Here is a 16,130-nt window from a genome sequence, read left to right on the forward strand (position 1 = left end):
TTGGGAATATTCTAGTTGAGAAAAGAGTTATGCTTCTTCTTTTCCTTGTAATTGTTTATCGTAAAGCTCTTTGTATACGCCATTTTTAGCCATAAGCTCTTCGTGCGTACCAACTTCTTCAATGCTTCCCTTATTCAAGAAAATGATTTTGTCGGCTAGTTTGGCTGAAGATACACGATGAGAAATAATTACAGAAGTACGGTTTTGCATGATACGACTCAAGTTATTGAGAATTGCATTTTCAGTACTTGTATCTACCGCAGAAAGACAGTCATCTAAGATCAAGATTTTTGGCTTACGGATAATAGCACGTGCAATTGATGTACGTTGCTTTTGCCCTCCTGAAAGCGTGATACCTCTTTCTCCTACAATCGTATCTAATCCTTTTTCAAAACGCTCGATGTTTTCGTAAAGGTCAGCATCTTTTGTCGCTTGAATAATATCCTCTTCATTGAGATTGTCAGAGCCGAAAGCAATGTTATTTCTGACTGTGTCTGAGAAAAGGAATACATCTTGCGGAACGTATCCGATCTGATTTCTTAAATATGGAATATCGAAGTCTTTGATATTTACTCCGTCTATTTCAATATTACCATTTGAGGTATCGTAAAGTCTACAAAGTAAATTGGCAATCGTACTTTTTCCAGAACCTGTACCTCCCAAAATAGCGAGGGTTTCGCCAGATTTTACACTGAAAGAAATATCTTTTAAGGCTTCAATTCCTGAGTCTGGATAAACCAAAGAAACATTGTTGAAGCTAATTTCCCCGTTAATTTCTTGTTGTAGGTCTTTTTCAGAAACAATATCATTTTCTGTTTTTAAGAACTCATTCAAACGCTTCTGAGAAGCAGCTGCACGTTGGATAATAGAAGTAACCCAACCCAATGAAGTTACAGGCCAAGTTAGCATAGTAACATACATGATGAACTCAGCAATATTACCTGGTGTGATACTTCCGTTGATTACTTCAATACCTCCTACATAAACTGTAAGAATTGTACTCAAACCAATCAGAGAAAGCATCAGAGGGTAGAACAAGGCATTTACTCTTGTTAGTTTTAGAGAACGCTCTTTATACTCATCTGCTACATCAGTAAATTTATCCAAAGAATCATTTTCTCTTGCATAAGCTTTTACCACTCTAATTCCAGAGAAGGCTTCCTGCACGAAAGTCGACATATCAGAAAGACTTTCTTGAATCTTTTCCGATCGGCGGTTAATTAGGTTATTTACATAATAAATACTGATTGAAAGCAAAGGCAAAGGAAGTAAAGCGAAAATGGTCAACTTCACATTCACCGTAAGCATGTATGAAGTGATGATAACGAATGAAACGGCAAGGTTGATTCCGTACATTACGGCAGGGCCTAAATACATACGAACCTTACTCACATCTTCAGAGATTCTTGCCATCAAGTCACCTGTATTGTTTCTTCGGTAAAAACTTAAAGGCAGCGATTGATAGTGTTTATAAACTTCATTTTTGAGATCAAACTCAATAAGTCGAGACATCACAATAATTGTCTGACGCATGAAGAAAAGAAACGTACCTCTGAGCAATGCCATAATCACAATAAGTACACCGTAATAAAAAATAACAGTGTAGAAGTCATCTTTGAAAACTTCTTGTAAAGGTGTGTTTTGGTACAATGGATAGATATCAAGCCTGTCCAAAATAAGGTCAAGCGCATGACGTACCATTTGTGCTGGCACAACCGCAAAAATGTTAGAGAGTGAAACAAAGATGAATCCCCCTAAAAGGTGCCATTTATACTTGAGAAAATATTTGTTTAAATAGGATAGTTCTTTCATGAATCTGCTTCCGTTAGAAAGACAAAGTTAAAAATAGTATACAGACTGCCTTCCTTCTGAGGTCAAAAACATGGGATTGATCGTGATTGTTTAATAGAAAATTCAAAAAGCAGCAATTTAGACCATATTCTTAGGGAAGATTTTTTATTTTTACTTATGAGCTAAGGATGTAGCTTTTATAAATGATCGAAACCTTTTTCAACTACCAATCGCACCAAAACTTAATTGGATATTATGATGAATAAAACTTCCTTCGGCTTACCCAAAAAGAGAGAAGAAGTCATTGGGCTATTACAGAAAGCATATACAGATAATGATTTAGAGGAAACAGAATACGAAGACAGACTTCAAAAGGCTTACGAAGCAAGTTGTTTGGAAGATTTGGAAAAGGTTATTCATGATTTCCCGAATAGACATACGGTTTTTGCAACGCAATCTGCGCCTCATTTTTCAGCACCAAAAACAGCTGCTAGAAATGCTAATTTGCCAGATACTAAAACACCTCAGCATATGACGGCTATTTTAGGTGAGCAAAAGTTAAATGTCCGAAAGAGCTACTTTACGCCATTAAACGTACTGACTGTTTTAGGGGAACATCGTCTGAACTGTCAAGATATGGTGCCTAAAGCGAATCTGATTCCTTTTAGTGTGAAAACAGTGCTAGGAGATACAAGAATTGACTTGAGAAATCCTCAATTTCATGGGAAAACGATTCATATAGCGATCACAAATTTATTGGGAGAAACAAAGATTCTTGTACCCAAAGGAGCTGTGATTCAGAATATGACAAATACCATTTTGGGGGATTATAGTGAGAAGCACAAAAATAACTCAAATCTGATTAAGAAAATATATAAGTCTATTACGAATGAACCCGAAATACCTCAGGAAGAACTACAAGGAGTTGAGTTTACTGTGGTTTTGAGAGGAACGTGTTTGTTGGGTAATGTGAGTGTGGCATATTATTAGTAGGTTCTTTTACGAATTGCTAAGAAAACCACAATTATCAAATGAAAACTAACTATCAGGTTTCCTCTTTAGGGAACACTAATCTTTCTTTTTTGCTACAAAAAGAGAGTGTTATCACCCATTCCGATTGTATGGATTTATGTCTTTGGACATTTGAGGATGAAGATCAAAAATTAAGTTTTTTACTAAAAAAAGATTCTGACTGTTTGATCGAATTAATAGAAAACGCACCTGCAATCATTGAAAACTTATTAGAAAAGGGAATTGAACAACGTGTTTATCAAATTCAAGAAACAATAAAAGAAGGTTTGCTTTATCGTGTAGTTGGAGACCTTTATTTGAAGAAAGAAGAATTTGATATTGGAATGTTTGTCTACACTTTATGTTGTGCCAAAACAAGTCCCTGGAAAATGAAAAAGCCATTGATGAAGGCTATTTCTCTTAAATAAATAAAGCCTCAGAGCATTAAATTGCTTTGAGGCTTTTAATATTTTTCAGCTAGAATGATTTACTGAACAACCATTCTGTTTTTTACTTCTTGTGTCTTAACCTTAAAGGTTTGTGCATTTTTAGCGTCTCCTTTAGCTGTAAATATCTCACTAAGGTTTTGATTGGCTTGTAAAGCTACTTCGTTTGGTTTATCGTAAAGCTTTCCATCTCTAGAAAGAACTCGCCAGTAGCAGTTCCAAGCTTTGGAAGATTTGCCCATTGCATGATAGATATTTCCTAGCAACATATAACACGCTTCAGTCTTTATGTAATCTGTAGCATAAACATCTTCATAATAACGAGTCAGTTTTGTAGCATAGTTTAAGGAAGATTTATAATCCTGATCTCTGAAATAAAGCATCGCCAAATTATTGTAAACCAATGCCTCATTTCTACTTTCAGAACCTTTCACTTTTCCCATGATTTCTTCATAGTACTTGAGTGCTTCTTCCTTCTCTCCCATCAAACCATAAATATTTCCGAGGTCAAATAGGGACACAAGCATTTCTTCGCTGTCTTCGCCATATTTTTCTTTACGTAAAGTAACACTTCGATCAATCCATTTTTTGGCTTCTGTATAATCTTGGAGTGCAATGCTCAAATCAATTACTCTTGAATTGAGTTTGAGGCGTTGCTTGACATTTCGTTCTTTGGCAGTATCTAATTCCACAAAAACAGAATGAGCTGTTTCGTAGAAATGAATTGCATCATCCCATTTGCGAGCACCTCTGAATTTTTCTGCAACATTTAATACTTTTTCTCCTAGTTCTTTTGAAGGTTCATCTTCTTGAATCAACTTAGAAAAACCTCTGTCATACCATTCTCTAGAAAGCTCATATTTTTCTAAAAGGAAGAAGTCTTTACCGAGTTTAGCGTAGTGCTTTTCTCTTTTGTCAATTTCCTCACTCATCCAGTCCCTAATATCCATTGCTTTTCGAGAATAGTACATGGCACTGTCATATTCCATTTGCTCAAAATGTATAGAGGCAAGAAGTTGGTAACTATCTGCTACTTCTGGAGACTTATTTCCATAAACGACTTTCCCGATTTCTATGGACTTGCTAATATTTTCTTTTGCCAAATCAACCGAACCACCTTGAAGCAAGGCATTCGCAATGTTCTGATAAAGAATTGTAACGTCTGTACGTGTTTCGGTATCGAGATCAATGATGGCATTTACTGCTTTTCTATAATAGCTAATGGCTTTTCCGAAGTCTTGGATAAAGTAGTAGGTGTTTCCCATCATCATGTACAACTTAATCATATCAGGATAATGAGCTGTTCCTTTTACATTCTGAAAAGTACGGAGTGCACGAGCGTATTTATTAATGGCATCTATCCCTTGCTTGTTGTAGCGGTAGATATCACCAATAAACATATACATTTGTGCTATTTTGAGTGCATCGGGCTTGTATTGTGCTTCCAAGATTCCTAGCCCTCTTTCAGCATAATAGATTGATTTATGAGGATATTCTTTTTGAGCAAGAAGCTCTGATATCGCTTGATAAACAGGCACAATATCTATGTTACCTTGTCCGTAATATTCTTCATATCGTACAAGGGCACGCTCGAAGTAAACCTCGGCACTATCATACATATATTCGTTCAATAACGAATCAGCTCTAGCAAATTCATTATTGGCACGATCTCCCTTTAGCAAGAGATTGGCTTGTTCGGGGATAAATCCGAATTCTTGACCGTAACTAGTAATAGAACTTAGTAACAGGATACTAAATGTAAATAGCTTTTGTATTCTTGTCATATGTTTGCAAACTCTCCTCAAAAAGTACAAAAAAAAAGGCTAATCTTCATTTAAGACACCTTTTAACTTTCTTCGGATTAAATAAATTTATGAAAAAAATAAAGTCATTTACTTAAAAATCAAGCAAATGACCTTAGTTGAGGAGTTTGTTCGAATTAAAATAAAGTCTTTAATTCATTGATCTTAGCGATGGAAAGTGGTTTGTCTAACACCTTTACTATAAGCTCATAAGTCGAAGCAGTTTCTTCGTCTTGAGGCGTAACACCGGAAGAAAGCATCACAACTTTTGTCGTTGTAAGTCCTTCTTGTTTAAATGTATCTAGAAAATCCCAACCACTTGTAGGAGGCATATTTATATCAAGAAGAATCAGTTCAGGATATTCTTCATTACCGTCTAAAGATTTTAGCGCTTCAATAGCGTCAGAGGCTTCTGTATAAGTAGAAACTTTTTGTGTAAAGCCTGATTTTTCTAATAGTTTCTGACAAATTAGATTGTTTGTCGGGTCGTCGTCTATGACAAATATATGTTGTAAACTCGTCATGTTTGCTTCATTAGTGTTTATGATGAATCCGTAGACTGAATTAATTTATGATCAGTCGGAATGTAAGGGGGGCTGAAAATTAAGTAAGCCCAATTTTATTCAAAAGGAATTCACAAACTTTAAATCACTTCATAACATTTTCAATTATTTAATAATTCCTAATATTCATTAGCATTCAGGGCTTTGATTCTCGTTAATTGAGGAAAAAAAAGTGAAAAATTTCAGAAGTCCTTCCAATTGCATCCTATCTTTGTATATATAGATCAATAAATGTTCATAAATAGTTTTGAGTAGAGGTTATGGTAGTCTATAATGTAACTGTAAGTATAGAAAAGTCTGTGGTAGAGGAATGGAAAAAGTGGATGAAAGACGAACACATTCCAGATGTGTTAGCTACAGGGCTTTTCAGTTCAGCTCGCTTTTTGAAGATGCTTTCAGAAGTAGAAGGAAATCCGGGAGAGACTTATGCTATACAGTACAATTGTGAGAGTATGGATCATTTAACGCTTTATCAAGAAAAATACGCAGCAGTATTGCAAAAGGATCATAGCGATCGCTTTGGCGGAAAATACCATGCCTTCAGAACTGTTCTTGAAGATGTAGACTAAGTATATATATTGACTAATTACATGTAGAACATTTTAAATGAATACGCGTTAATTGGTTATTGAATTTGAACATATAAGATAAGCACTACGATAGCCTTTTATGGGCTAGATAAATTCTCTAAACAGCAAATAAGAATGAGAAAATCATCAATTTTGGTGTTTCTGTTCTTCTTGGCGTCTTTTAGTCAAGTATTCGGACAGATTTTTACACCAACCACATGGAAGTCTCCAGTAGCCGATAAGAAAGAAGTAAATGTCGGAGATGAAATCACACTTACTTTCGAGGCTAAAATTATTGATAAATGGTATTTGTACTCTTCAGACTTTGATCCTGATTTAGGACCAATGGTCACTAGCTTTACTTTCAAAGCGAATGATTCGTATGAGTTGGTAGGAGGAATTACACCTGTAAATCCTAATAAGAAATATGATGACCTTTGGGAGGGAGACATCACGTATTTCAAAAAAACAGGTCTTTTTACTCAGAAAGTAAAAGTACTTAGCAAAAACTTTAAGATTCAAGGTACAATTGTAGGACAGGCTTGTTCAGATATTGATGGACAATGTGTGCCTTTTGAAAAAGATTTTTCTTTTAGCGGTCTAAAAGTAACAGGAGAAGATATGGCTCCTGTAAAAAAAACTGAAGTAAAGAGTGTAATCGAGTCAACAGTAACAGACGTAGAGGGTGAACAAGAAGAAGGTCTTCTAGGCTTTATGTTGACAGCCTTTCTTTTTGGTCTTACAGCAATCTTTACACCTTGTGTATTCCCAATGATACCACTGACAGTGTCATTCTTTACAAAACAGAAAGGTGGGTTAGGAAAAGCATTGCTTTACGGATTCTTTATCGTACTTATTTATACATTGGTTGGAGGTATCTTGGTGCCGTTCACTAAAGATCCGGGTATTGCCAATTTGATTAGTACACACTGGTTGCCAAATACAATTTTCTTTGTTGTATTTATCATTTTTGCCCTTTCATTCTTTGGGTTATTCGAGATTACATTGCCCTCGTCGGTAGTGAATAAAATGGATCGTCAGTCTGACAGAGGAGGTCTTTTCGGAATCTTCTTCATGGCTCTGACACTTACTTTGGTTTCTTTCTCATGTACAGGGCCAATTGTAGGTTCAATCCTTATCGAGTCAATTCAAGGAGGTTCAATCAAACCTGTATTAGGCATGGCAGCTTTCGGACTTGCTTTCGCACTGCCGTTTACCATTTTTGCAGCATTCCCTAAGTTGATGGATACAATGCCAAAATCAGGCGGATGGTTGAACTCTGTAAAAGTTGTGCTTGGTTTCGTAGAATTGGCATTCGCATTTAAATTCTTGAGTACAATTGACCTTGTTCTTCACTGGAATTTGTTGGATAAAGACGTAATGCTTTCTATCTGGATTGCTACTGGTTCTTTCTTAGGATTGTATTTGTTGGGTAAAATTCGTTTGCCACACGATTATCAGCCAGTAGAACAAATTGGGGTATTCAGAATGCTTTTGGCACTAGGTGTTTTCACTTTCGTGGTTTATATGATTCCTGGTTTGTTTGGTGCTCCTGTAAATGTTCTTTCGGGTATTTTGCCTCCTCAAACACACCATAACTTCGATATGAACAAAGTGGTAAGAGATAACATTAAAACTTATGGCATTTCTGCTGCGAATGCTTCAGAGGGAATTGGAGAAACAGTGAAATATGGAGAGCTATTTGAGCTTCCTCATGGCTTAGAAGGCTACTTTGAATATGAGCAAGCTTTAGAAGCTTCTAAAAGAGAAGGGAAACCAATTTTCATCGATTTTACAGGACATGGCTGTGCAAACTGTCGTAGAATGGAAGATTTGGTTTGGAAAAATCCTGAGGTATTGAAAAGACTTCAAAATGACTATATCGTTTTGGCTTTGTATGTAGATGATCGTACTGAGCTTCCAGAAAGTGCGTGGATCACTGCTGAATATGATGGTAAAGTGAAAACTACAATCGGTCAGATTAACCAATACATTCAGTTTACAAAGTATAACGGAAATGCTCAGCCGTATTACATTATCACTGATGAAACAGGAAGTCTATTTACTGAAAATGGTAAAGAAGTTCTTCTTCCTCGTGGTTATGATACTAGTATTTCTGGTTTTGTAGAGTTCCTTGACAAAGGAAAACAACTTTATCAGAATAAATAATTTTGGAAATAGGATTTGAAAAAGCCCTCATTCAAACAAAAGAATGAGGGCTTTTTATATGAAGTATATTATTTGATTCTTTTCAGGTAGTGGAAATAGTCATGGGCTTTAGCGAGCTTGTAATAATGCTTTGCTTTCGATTTGTCTCCATGATCGCTGTAGTATTTATAGAGGTTTCCGTATACGTAAGCATGAAGAAAAGTTCCTCTTGTTCCCAACTTTTCTAGTTCTTTTTCAACTTGCATATAACAGGTGTAAGCTTCTTCGGTTTCTCCTTTATATTTTGCACCATAGATTCCATTGAAAACTTTAGCCGTGGTCTGGTAAAATGGGTCTTTCGCATTTTGATCCATCTCGGTAATTACATCGACACCCTGGTTAAGTAAGTTTCCTCTTTCAAGTATTCCTAAATAGATTGCATGGAAAAATCGATTTTTAGGATATTCTTCAATCAGATTCTTGGCGTAGCTTAGTGCAGTTTCATAGTCTTCTTCATAATAGAGGTATATGTAAACTAGGTAAAGTTGAGCCTCACATCTGGTAAAAACATTGTCTCTTGCTGACTTTTTGATTTGATCAAGCCCTAGTTCTTTATCTCCTTTTGGGAAAAACATCAGAAAAGGTTTGTAGGCAGGGTATTTACTTGGATAAGCATCTCTGTAATAGTTGTACATTCCTGCCACAAAGTAAAATTCTTTTTCTTCCTCTTTCCGAGACATCGCTTTTCTAATCAAACCGTAAACCTCAGAAGCATAACCCGCAGATTTCATTGTTTCATGCTGCTCTGCATAGCCTCTCATAATAATACTTTGTGCAACAAGTCTGAAGAATAAGCCTTCTATATCCTCTTCATCTTCATCGAGCCTTTTTTTTGATAGTTCAGCAGTTTTTAATAGTAGTTCGAAATGTTTTTTCGCTTCCGGAGAATCATAGCCAATCGGTGCTCTTTCCCAAAAAAGATACATCGCTTCAAGAAAGTAAGGTAGGGGGTGGTCGTTAGGAACAACAGCTTTTATTTCGGTTATTTTATTTTGGGCATCTTCAAATTCCCAATGATAGATCGCATTTACAGCCGTTACTGTTTTATCATAGATCTTCTCATCATTCCAGACTTTGTAAGACTCTTGTGCTAGTGTTTTAATAGGTAATAATTGGATTACTATCAGAAAAGTCCAACTGCTCAAAAATGCTTTCATATATTCATTGGGGGTAAGGCTTTAGTAATGGCTTAATAATAAGCTATTTTTTTGAATATACTTAATTTTATATAAAGGGCTGAGCTTGATAAAGTGAAATTAATTTTGTAAAATAAGTAAGGATATCGATGAAGTTAAAGAAATCAAGATGTAACCAAGTATTTTTCATTGATTTGCCTCATGCTACTTGCGCCTACTTATAAATGTAGGATTTAATGTGAAAATTAAAGATGCTACTAACCCACAATAATACCCATTAAGTGAATGAAGACACTTAGCCTCAAGCGTGTTGAAAATAAAATAAAACTCAAAGAGCAACAGAAGGGAGCAATAGGTTTTGGTTTGTTGCTTTGTATGGGACTTAACGGGATGATGTTTGTTTATTTTCTTCAACGTATTGAGCTGAATAAACCTTTAGAAGGTTTGACTTTCACGTCTTTAGATTATTGGATGTATTTCGGCGTTAATCTTCTTTTGCTCATGCTTACATCAAGTGTTTTTTGGGCTAAATGGGCAGCAAGAAGAAATAAGGTTAGTTTATTAAAGTACGCTTTAGTATTAACAATTTGCCTTTTTACTTTTTTATATCCTTTTGCTGAACATCTATTGAGGTTTTCAGTTAGTGGTAAGGGTCTTGCAGATGCTCAAATTATGCTGATGGAAACATTCTTCTTTTTGCAGTTGGGCATTGGGTTTATAGGCTGTTTGGTGTTGTTAGTGAAAAGCTTTCAGTTCAAGATACATTCAAAGAAAAAGTATCTCGTAAATGTGTTTTCGGTATACATGTCATACCATACATTTCTTTGGACGTGGATCACATTGGATGTTATATTCTTTTAATGGTATTTAACTTAACTATATCTTAATATTAGCAAAAAATATTTCGAATTTTGTGTTTTTACAAAATAAAGAGTAACATTGCATTAAATTTGTAATTCCAGAAAAAAGACGGCTAGTTTGCCATTCTAAAAATATTAAAGACACTTTTATCCAAAAGATGGAAGTTTAAATAATTGAATTGGTTTATTAAAGAAGGTGAGTATTACTCACCTTTTTTATTTATCTGTAAACCACCAGTATGGACAGCTACAATTTTACTTCCTTTCGGAAAATATCCTTTCTTTATTAAATCAAAAACACCATAAAGCATTTTGGCTGTATAGATGAACTCAAGCTCAATTTGATATTCAGACTGAATTTTTTCTATGAACTCAAGTAATTCAGGTTTCTTCTTTGCGTACCCTCCAAAATGATAATCACAGATTAATTCCCAGTCAGGCAATTCATTATTTTGGTGAAGATGTAGATATTGATCAATATCTTTTGCTAAAAACTCACCGCCTTTAAGCGCTGGAAAGCCTAATATTTTGGTATCCTTATCACTTCCTGCAATAATTCCAGCCATTGTTCCACCTGTTCCGCAAGCCGTACAAATGTAATTAAGGTCAGGAATCTGATTCTTAATTTCGGTAGCCAATTCAATTACACCTGGAATTGCAAGGTCATTGCTTCCCCCCATAGGAACGTGGTAAAAATCGCCCCATTTTTCTTTTATCTTTTCTAAAACATCTTCGTTATCCTTTTGCCTAAAAGTAGTCCGATCCATATAATCGATCTTCATTCCTTTAGAAGATGCAAATGAAAGTGTGGGATTTAAAGGTAAGTGTTCTTCTCCTCGAATAATGGCAATCGTCTCAAAACCAAATTCAGCTCCTGCTGCAGCCACAGCGTAAATGTGATTGGAATAAGCGCCACCAAAGGTCAAAAGTTTGGTATGCCCTTGTTCTTTGGCTTTGATAAGGTTGTACTTTAGTTTGCGAAGTTTATTTCCCGAAATAGCGGGGTGGTTCAAATCATCCCTTTTTATAAACAATCGAACCCCATTTTGCTCAAAAATGGGGTTCGACAGTTCTTGAATGGGTGTAACCTCTTGGTTTATAATCATTCTCTCTACTCTAATACTTCAATTACCAAATTATGATTGGTATAGATACAGATATCAGCAGCGATATTCAAACCTTCTCTTACAATTTCTTCGGCTGATAATTGATCTGCATGACGAAGCATAGAAAGCGCAGCAGCTTGTGCGTACATGCTTCCTGAACCGATAGCGGCAATTTGGTGGTCTGGTTCAATCACATCTCCTGTACCAGAGATAATCAAAACCTCTTCTCTATTTGCTACAATCATCATTGCTTCAAGACGTCTTAAGTAGCGATCCATTCGCCAGTCTTTAGCAAGCTCAATAGCAGCTCTTTTCATATTTCCTCCGTAAGCGCTCAATTTTTCTTCGAAGCGCTCCATAAGAGTGAAGGCATCAGCTGTAGAACCTGCAAAGCCTATTGCTATATTTCCATCAGCTAAACGACGAACTTTACGAACGTTACTTTTGGCTACTGTATTTCCAAAAGTAGCCTGTCCATCAGCTCCAATAGCCACTTTGCCGTCTTTTACGACCGCAAGGACGGTTGTTGATCTGAATTTTTGCTCTTTCATTTTTATCTCTTTGGTTTCAATTCTTAAAGACAAAGATTAAACCCTTAGTATACTTACAGCCAAATTGACAGAAATTGTCATAAGCTTGAATTTAAGTTACAGTTTTCCTAAAAAGCTTGTCATAAAGGATTTCAAGAACTTTTATAATAAAAAAAGGATTCAAACTTGAAGCTTGAATCCTTTTCCTCTAGAACGTATTTTTCCTAGTTATCAATTTCGCAGTCAGGGTGAGAAGCTTTAAATGCTCTTACTTCTTCTTGACTTACATTTGTATCTCTGATATAGAAAACTGAAAGCTTTGACAACTCTGAAACAGGAGTGATACTCTCAATTGGAGTTCCTGTACAGATGATCGTTTTCAAGTTTGAATTATCTTTCAAAGGACTGATATCTTCAACATGAGTTTGAGAGAAAGTAACCTCTTCTAATCCTGCGATAGTAGAAAGAGGTCTCAAAGTAGAAATACCTGTATTCGAAAGGTAAAGTACTTTAAGCTTTTTCAATTCCTCGAAATCTTGGATATCGATAATGTTTTGGTTATTGTTTCCGTTTACATACTCTAATTGAGTAAGTTTTTTGAGAGGAGCAATGTCTTTCACATTAGTCTCAAAGAACTCTAAACGTCTTAAGCTTTCAAGAGCTACAAGAGGATTTAGGTCAGAAATATAAGTTTGTGAAATACTTAACTCTTCAAGAGAAAGTAGGTTAGTAACAAAATCCAATGAAGCGAGAGATGTTTCATCTAAAGCAAGGATTTTAAGTTTTTTCAATTGTCCGATAGATCCAAAGTCTCTAAAGTCTGGACATTGATACAAATCTAATTTTTCGAGATTAGAAGTTTCTCCTAATTCTGTAACAGATCTAACAAATGTTTGCCCTAAGTATAATTCTTTAAGTAGTGAGGCATTAGCCAAAGGAGCAATGTTTTCAATCAGTGTACCTGTACAGTTGATAACTTTTAGGTTTGGAAGTTTTTCGAGTGGTATAATGTTATCGATTGAAGAATATGAACAATCGACTACTTCCAAGTTTTTCAACTGGCTCAATGGTTCAAGGCTTTGGATATCTCTGAAGTCACCTTCAACAGATAAGCCTGAACAATTGATTTTTTTTAGGTTTACAATCTTCTCAAGGTCTGATGAAGAAACTTCTGAAGAAGACAGATCAGCTGCTTCTACAAAAATTTGTTGCCAAGTTGGGCTAAGGTCGTTCCACCAGTTTTGATTGAGTGATTGAGCCTGTGCAGTATGAGAAAAAGTACTTGCTAGCAGGAAAAAATAGAGAATTTTAGACTCAATTTTATATAAAAATCTCTTTTTCATAGGTCTTAGTTTTTAGCAAGAAGTATTTTAAATAATCGTCCGACTATCATTTTACTTGCAAGTATGCAATAATTGATTTAAAACAGGTAGATTTGTTCACTACCTGAAATCTTTTTTAACAAGAACCAATCCAAACTATATTGATTTTAGATTATGTTTCTCTCAAAATATACGAATCTTCTTTTTATTCTATTTTTGGTCTTCATTGGCTGTAAAAGTTCTCAGCCGAGTGCAATAGAGTCTACAGAGCAGTTTAATGATTCTACGACCACACAGATATTGGTATTGCCAGAGGAGCCTATGCAAGCTGAGCCTATTTGGGCATCTAAAAAAGGAGTTTACCGTCCTGAGCGTACTAAATATTTTGATTTGAAGCATCAGCTTCTGGATATCCGTTTTGATTGGGAAAAACAACATGTTTTAGGGAAAACAACACTTACGTTATCACCTTATTTTTACCCACAAGAGCGTGTAGTGCTGAATGCTAAAGGATTCGATTTTCATGAAGTAGCATTATTGGATGGAAAAAAAAGAATACCTCTAAAGTATGAATATGATCAAGAGTTGGTCGAAATCTTTTTGGATAGACCTTATACAAGAAAAGATCAGCTAAGGCTATTTATATCGTATACAGCAAAGCCAAATGAAAGAATTTTAGGAGGTAGTAATGCAATCCTTTCTGATAAGGGGCTGTATTTTATAAATCCACTGAATAAAGAAGAAGGCAAGCCACAACAAATTTGGACACAAGGAGAAACGGAGGCTAGTTCTTGTTGGTTTCCAACCTTAGATGCTCCAAATACCAAAATGACGCAAGAGGTCTATATTACTGTTCAAGATCATTTTAAGACACTTTCTAATGGTGCGCTGATTTCACAAAAGAAAAATAAGGATGGTACACGTACTGATTATTGGAAACAGGATTTAGTACATGCTCCATACTTGACTATGCTAGCAGTAGGGGAGTTTGAAGTAATTAAAGAGTCTTGGAATGGAATTCCTGTAGAATATTATGTAGAAGCGCCCTATAAGGATTTTGCGAAAGGTACTTTCGGACACACACCTGAAATGCTGACGTTTTATTCAGAGCTTTTTGATTATCCTTATCCTTGGGCAAAATATAGTCAGATTGTAGTCAGAGACTTTGTTTCTGGAGCGATGGAAAATACCACTGCTACAGTTCATATGGAGGATTTACAACAGGATAGCCGAGGGCAATTAGATCAAGATTGGGATTTCTTGATTGCACATGAACTTATCCATCATTGGTTTGGAAACTTAGTAACCTGTGAGTCTTGGGCAAACCTACCACTCAATGAGTCCTTTGCTAATTATGGAGAATACCTTTGGAGGGAACATAAGTATGGAAAAACAGAAGCAGACTTTGCACTTGAAGACGAATGGTTACTTTATCTGAATGAGTCGGAAAGCAAGCAAGAGCCGTTGGTTCGTTACAATTATCTGGATAAAGAAGATATGTTTGATAGTCACTCTTATGCAAAAGGAGGAGTGATCTTGAATTACCTCAGATATATCATTGGTGATGAAGCCTTTTTCTTGTCAGTCCATAATTATCTAAAAGATAGAGCATTCAAAACAGCTGAAATTCATCATCTCAGAATGGCGATTGAAGAAACCATAGGAGAGGATATGAATTGGTTTTTCAACCAATGGGTAATGAATGCTGGGCATCCTTACCTAATCGTTGAAGATAAATTTGAGAACGGAACTTACACAATTGGAATCACTCAACAGCAAGATACTTTATATACGCCTTTATATAGACTACCAACAGAGGTAGGGTTTTATGATGGAGAAAATTGGGTAAATCATGATTTAGAAATTGATGGTTACTATACTGAATATTCTTTTCAGTTGGACACAATGCCTAAGCTGACTTTGTTTGACCCTTACAAAACAATACCAGCAGTAATTGAGCATAATAAAGATTCTGTAGCTTGGTTGAGACAATTTGAAAAAGCACCTCATATAGTTCATCGAATTGATGCACTCACGCATTTACTTCCGCTACTGAATGAATCAGAAGTGGCAAGAGTATTATTAGATGCTATGGATGATCCGTTTTGGGGAGTTCGAGAAGGAGTCGCCGAAATTATGGTATACTACAATGGAGAGTACGAGACAGAGCTAAAGGAAAAGTTGACCTCATTGGTATTAAATGACCCAAAGTCATATGTGAGAGCAGCAGCACTAAATACGGTATATGAAATCAGTGAAAATTTTCCATTAGAATTAACTGAAAAGGCTTTACAAGATTCATCTTATTTGGTGGCTACGACAGCTCTTTATGCCTATGCACAATCAGGTGCAGAAGATATTTTAGAAAAGGCTGCGGAATTTAGGGATAGCAAAAACATAAATGCCATCTTCATTTTAGCAGATTTGTATGGGACACTCAATGTTCCCAATCAATTGGATTGGTATTTAAGCAAGAGAAGTCAATTAAGTACATCTTATAAAGGGGCTTATTATAATTATTTAGGTGCTTATGTACTTAATCAGCCATTGGAAGAACAAGCTAGAGCAGCTGACTATTTATTGGAGGAGGCAAGGACACATCCAATTGCCGCAATTAGATCTTCAGCATATTTTAGTTTAGGTCTTTTGATTGAAGATCCAGAGATTAGAAGCCGTGTAGCAGAAGTTGCCAAATCTGAAAAAGACCCAACAGTCTTAGAGACAATTGAGCTTATTGGATTATAAAAGTGGTATAGATAAAGCTTTAATTCTTAATAGATTTGGGC

13 protein-coding genes are annotated in these 16,130 nt (G+C 35.7%); 6 read left to right on the top strand and 7 right to left on the bottom strand.

Translation table 11 applies throughout. The features are described from left to right. Positions 1-27: 27 nt before the first annotated feature. On the bottom strand, positions 28-1,812 hold the full coding sequence (locus BC781_RS23265; RefSeq protein ID WP_109622538.1) for an ABC transporter ATP-binding protein: 1,785 nt from the start codon (positions 1,810-1,812) through the stop codon (positions 28-30). Positions 1,813-2,046: 234 nt separating this feature from the next. Here BC781_RS23265 and BC781_RS23270 point away from each other — a divergent pair, with 234 nt between their 5' ends. After that, positions 2,047-2,781, top strand: a complete 735-nt coding sequence (locus tag BC781_RS23270) for a DUF1707 SHOCT-like domain-containing protein (RefSeq protein WP_109622540.1) — start codon at positions 2,047-2,049, stop codon at positions 2,779-2,781. Positions 2,782-2,822: 41 nt separating this feature from the next. Then, positions 2,823-3,230: a hypothetical protein gene (locus tag BC781_RS23275; RefSeq protein ID WP_146201765.1), complete on the top strand. Its 408-nt coding sequence runs from the start codon at positions 2,823-2,825 to the stop codon at positions 3,228-3,230. Between the two features lie 59 nt (positions 3,231-3,289). Here the strand turns inward: BC781_RS23275 and BC781_RS23280 are convergent, their stop codons facing one another. Both BC781_RS23280 and BC781_RS23285 read right to left on the bottom strand, forming a co-directional pair. Then, on the bottom strand, positions 3,290-5,032 hold the full coding sequence (locus BC781_RS23280) for a tetratricopeptide repeat protein (protein ID WP_109622544.1): 1,743 nt from the start codon (positions 5,030-5,032) through the stop codon (positions 3,290-3,292). Positions 5,033-5,187: 155 nt separating this feature from the next. Then, a complete protein-coding gene (locus tag BC781_RS23285) occupies positions 5,188-5,574 on the bottom strand; it encodes a response regulator (RefSeq protein ID WP_109622546.1) in 387 nt (128 codons plus the stop codon). A 299-nt stretch (positions 5,575-5,873) separates the two neighbouring features. Here BC781_RS23285 and BC781_RS23290 point away from each other — a divergent pair, with 299 nt between their 5' ends. Both BC781_RS23290 and BC781_RS23295 read left to right on the top strand, forming a co-directional pair. Further along, entirely contained in the window at positions 5,874-6,182 is a 309-nt protein-coding gene (locus tag BC781_RS23290; protein WP_109622548.1) for a DUF4286 family protein, read from the top strand. Between the two features lie 135 nt (positions 6,183-6,317). Next, positions 6,318-8,351, top strand: coding sequence for a protein-disulfide reductase DsbD family protein (locus BC781_RS23295; protein ID WP_109622549.1), 2,034 nt, complete (start codon positions 6,318-6,320; stop codon positions 8,349-8,351). Positions 8,352-8,419: 68 nt separating this feature from the next. Here BC781_RS23295 and BC781_RS23300 read toward each other — a convergent pair whose 3' ends face one another. After that, complete coding sequence (locus BC781_RS23300) at positions 8,420-9,547, bottom strand: hypothetical protein (RefSeq protein WP_109622550.1); 1,128 nt, start codon at positions 9,545-9,547, stop codon at positions 8,420-8,422. Positions 9,548-9,811: 264 nt separating this feature from the next. Between BC781_RS23300 and BC781_RS23305 the strand changes: the two genes are divergently transcribed. Further along, positions 9,812-10,387 (top strand): hypothetical protein, encoded by a 576-nt coding sequence (locus BC781_RS23305; RefSeq protein ID WP_109622552.1) that lies wholly within the window; start codon positions 9,812-9,814, stop codon positions 10,385-10,387. A 202-nt stretch (positions 10,388-10,589) separates the two neighbouring features. Here the strand turns inward: BC781_RS23305 and BC781_RS23310 are convergent, their stop codons facing one another. The 3 genes from BC781_RS23310 to BC781_RS23320 form a co-directional block, all read right to left on the bottom strand. Next, on the bottom strand, positions 10,590-11,492 hold the full coding sequence (locus BC781_RS23310; protein WP_109622553.1) for a 1-aminocyclopropane-1-carboxylate deaminase/D-cysteine desulfhydrase: 903 nt from the start codon (positions 11,490-11,492) through the stop codon (positions 10,590-10,592). Positions 11,493-11,497: 5 nt separating this feature from the next. Further along, positions 11,498-12,043, bottom strand: a complete 546-nt coding sequence (gene hslV / locus BC781_RS23315) for an ATP-dependent protease subunit HslV (protein ID WP_109622555.1) — start codon at positions 12,041-12,043, stop codon at positions 11,498-11,500. Positions 12,044-12,246: 203 nt separating this feature from the next. Beyond that, positions 12,247-13,365, bottom strand: a complete 1,119-nt coding sequence (locus BC781_RS23320; RefSeq protein WP_109622557.1) for a leucine-rich repeat domain-containing protein — start codon at positions 13,363-13,365, stop codon at positions 12,247-12,249. 153 nt (positions 13,366-13,518) lie between these two features. On the opposite strand from BC781_RS23320, the gene BC781_RS23325 reads away from it, so the two are divergent. After that, positions 13,519-16,089 carry a M1 family aminopeptidase gene (locus tag BC781_RS23325; RefSeq protein ID WP_109622559.1) on the top strand — a complete coding sequence of 857 codons (2,571 nt, stop codon included), beginning with the start codon at positions 13,519-13,521 and terminating at the stop codon, positions 16,087-16,089. Positions 16,090-16,130 lie beyond the last annotated feature (41 nt).

The sequence above is a fragment of the Sediminitomix flava genome (assembly GCF_003149185.1).
GTDB lineage: Bacteria > Bacteroidota > Bacteroidia > Cytophagales > Flammeovirgaceae > Sediminitomix > Sediminitomix flava.

Bases quoted from the DNA above. Each gene is read 5' to 3' on its own strand.
- BC781_RS23310 (WP_109622553.1), bottom strand. From the start codon at position 11,492: ATGATTATAAACCAAGAGGTTACACCCATTCAAGAACTGTCGAACCCC.
- BC781_RS23325 (WP_109622559.1), top strand. From the start codon at position 13,519: ATGTTTCTCTCAAAATATACGAATCTTCTTTTTATTCTATTTTTGGTC.
- BC781_RS23295 (WP_109622549.1), top strand. From the start codon at position 6,318: ATGAGAAAATCATCAATTTTGGTGTTTCTGTTCTTCTTGGCGTCTTTT.
- BC781_RS23275 (WP_146201765.1), top strand. From the start codon at position 2,823: ATGAAAACTAACTATCAGGTTTCCTCTTTAGGGAACACTAATCTTTCT.
- BC781_RS23290 (WP_109622548.1), top strand. From the start codon at position 5,874: ATGGTAGTCTATAATGTAACTGTAAGTATAGAAAAGTCTGTGGTAGAG.
- BC781_RS23265 (WP_109622538.1), bottom strand. From the start codon at position 1,812: ATGAAAGAACTATCCTATTTAAACAAATATTTTCTCAAGTATAAATGG.
- hslV (WP_109622555.1), bottom strand. From the start codon at position 12,043: ATGAAAGAGCAAAAATTCAGATCAACAACCGTCCTTGCGGTCGTAAAA.
- BC781_RS23270 (WP_109622540.1), top strand. From the start codon at position 2,047: ATGATGAATAAAACTTCCTTCGGCTTACCCAAAAAGAGAGAAGAAGTC.
- BC781_RS23300 (WP_109622550.1), bottom strand. From the start codon at position 9,547: ATGAAAGCATTTTTGAGCAGTTGGACTTTTCTGATAGTAATCCAATTA.
- BC781_RS23280 (WP_109622544.1), bottom strand. From the start codon at position 5,032: ATGACAAGAATACAAAAGCTATTTACATTTAGTATCCTGTTACTAAGT.
- BC781_RS23320 (WP_109622557.1), bottom strand. From the start codon at position 13,365: ATGAAAAAGAGATTTTTATATAAAATTGAGTCTAAAATTCTCTATTTT.
- BC781_RS23305 (WP_109622552.1), top strand. From the start codon at position 9,812: ATGAAGACACTTAGCCTCAAGCGTGTTGAAAATAAAATAAAACTCAAA.
- BC781_RS23285 (WP_109622546.1), bottom strand. From the start codon at position 5,574: ATGACGAGTTTACAACATATATTTGTCATAGACGACGACCCGACAAAC.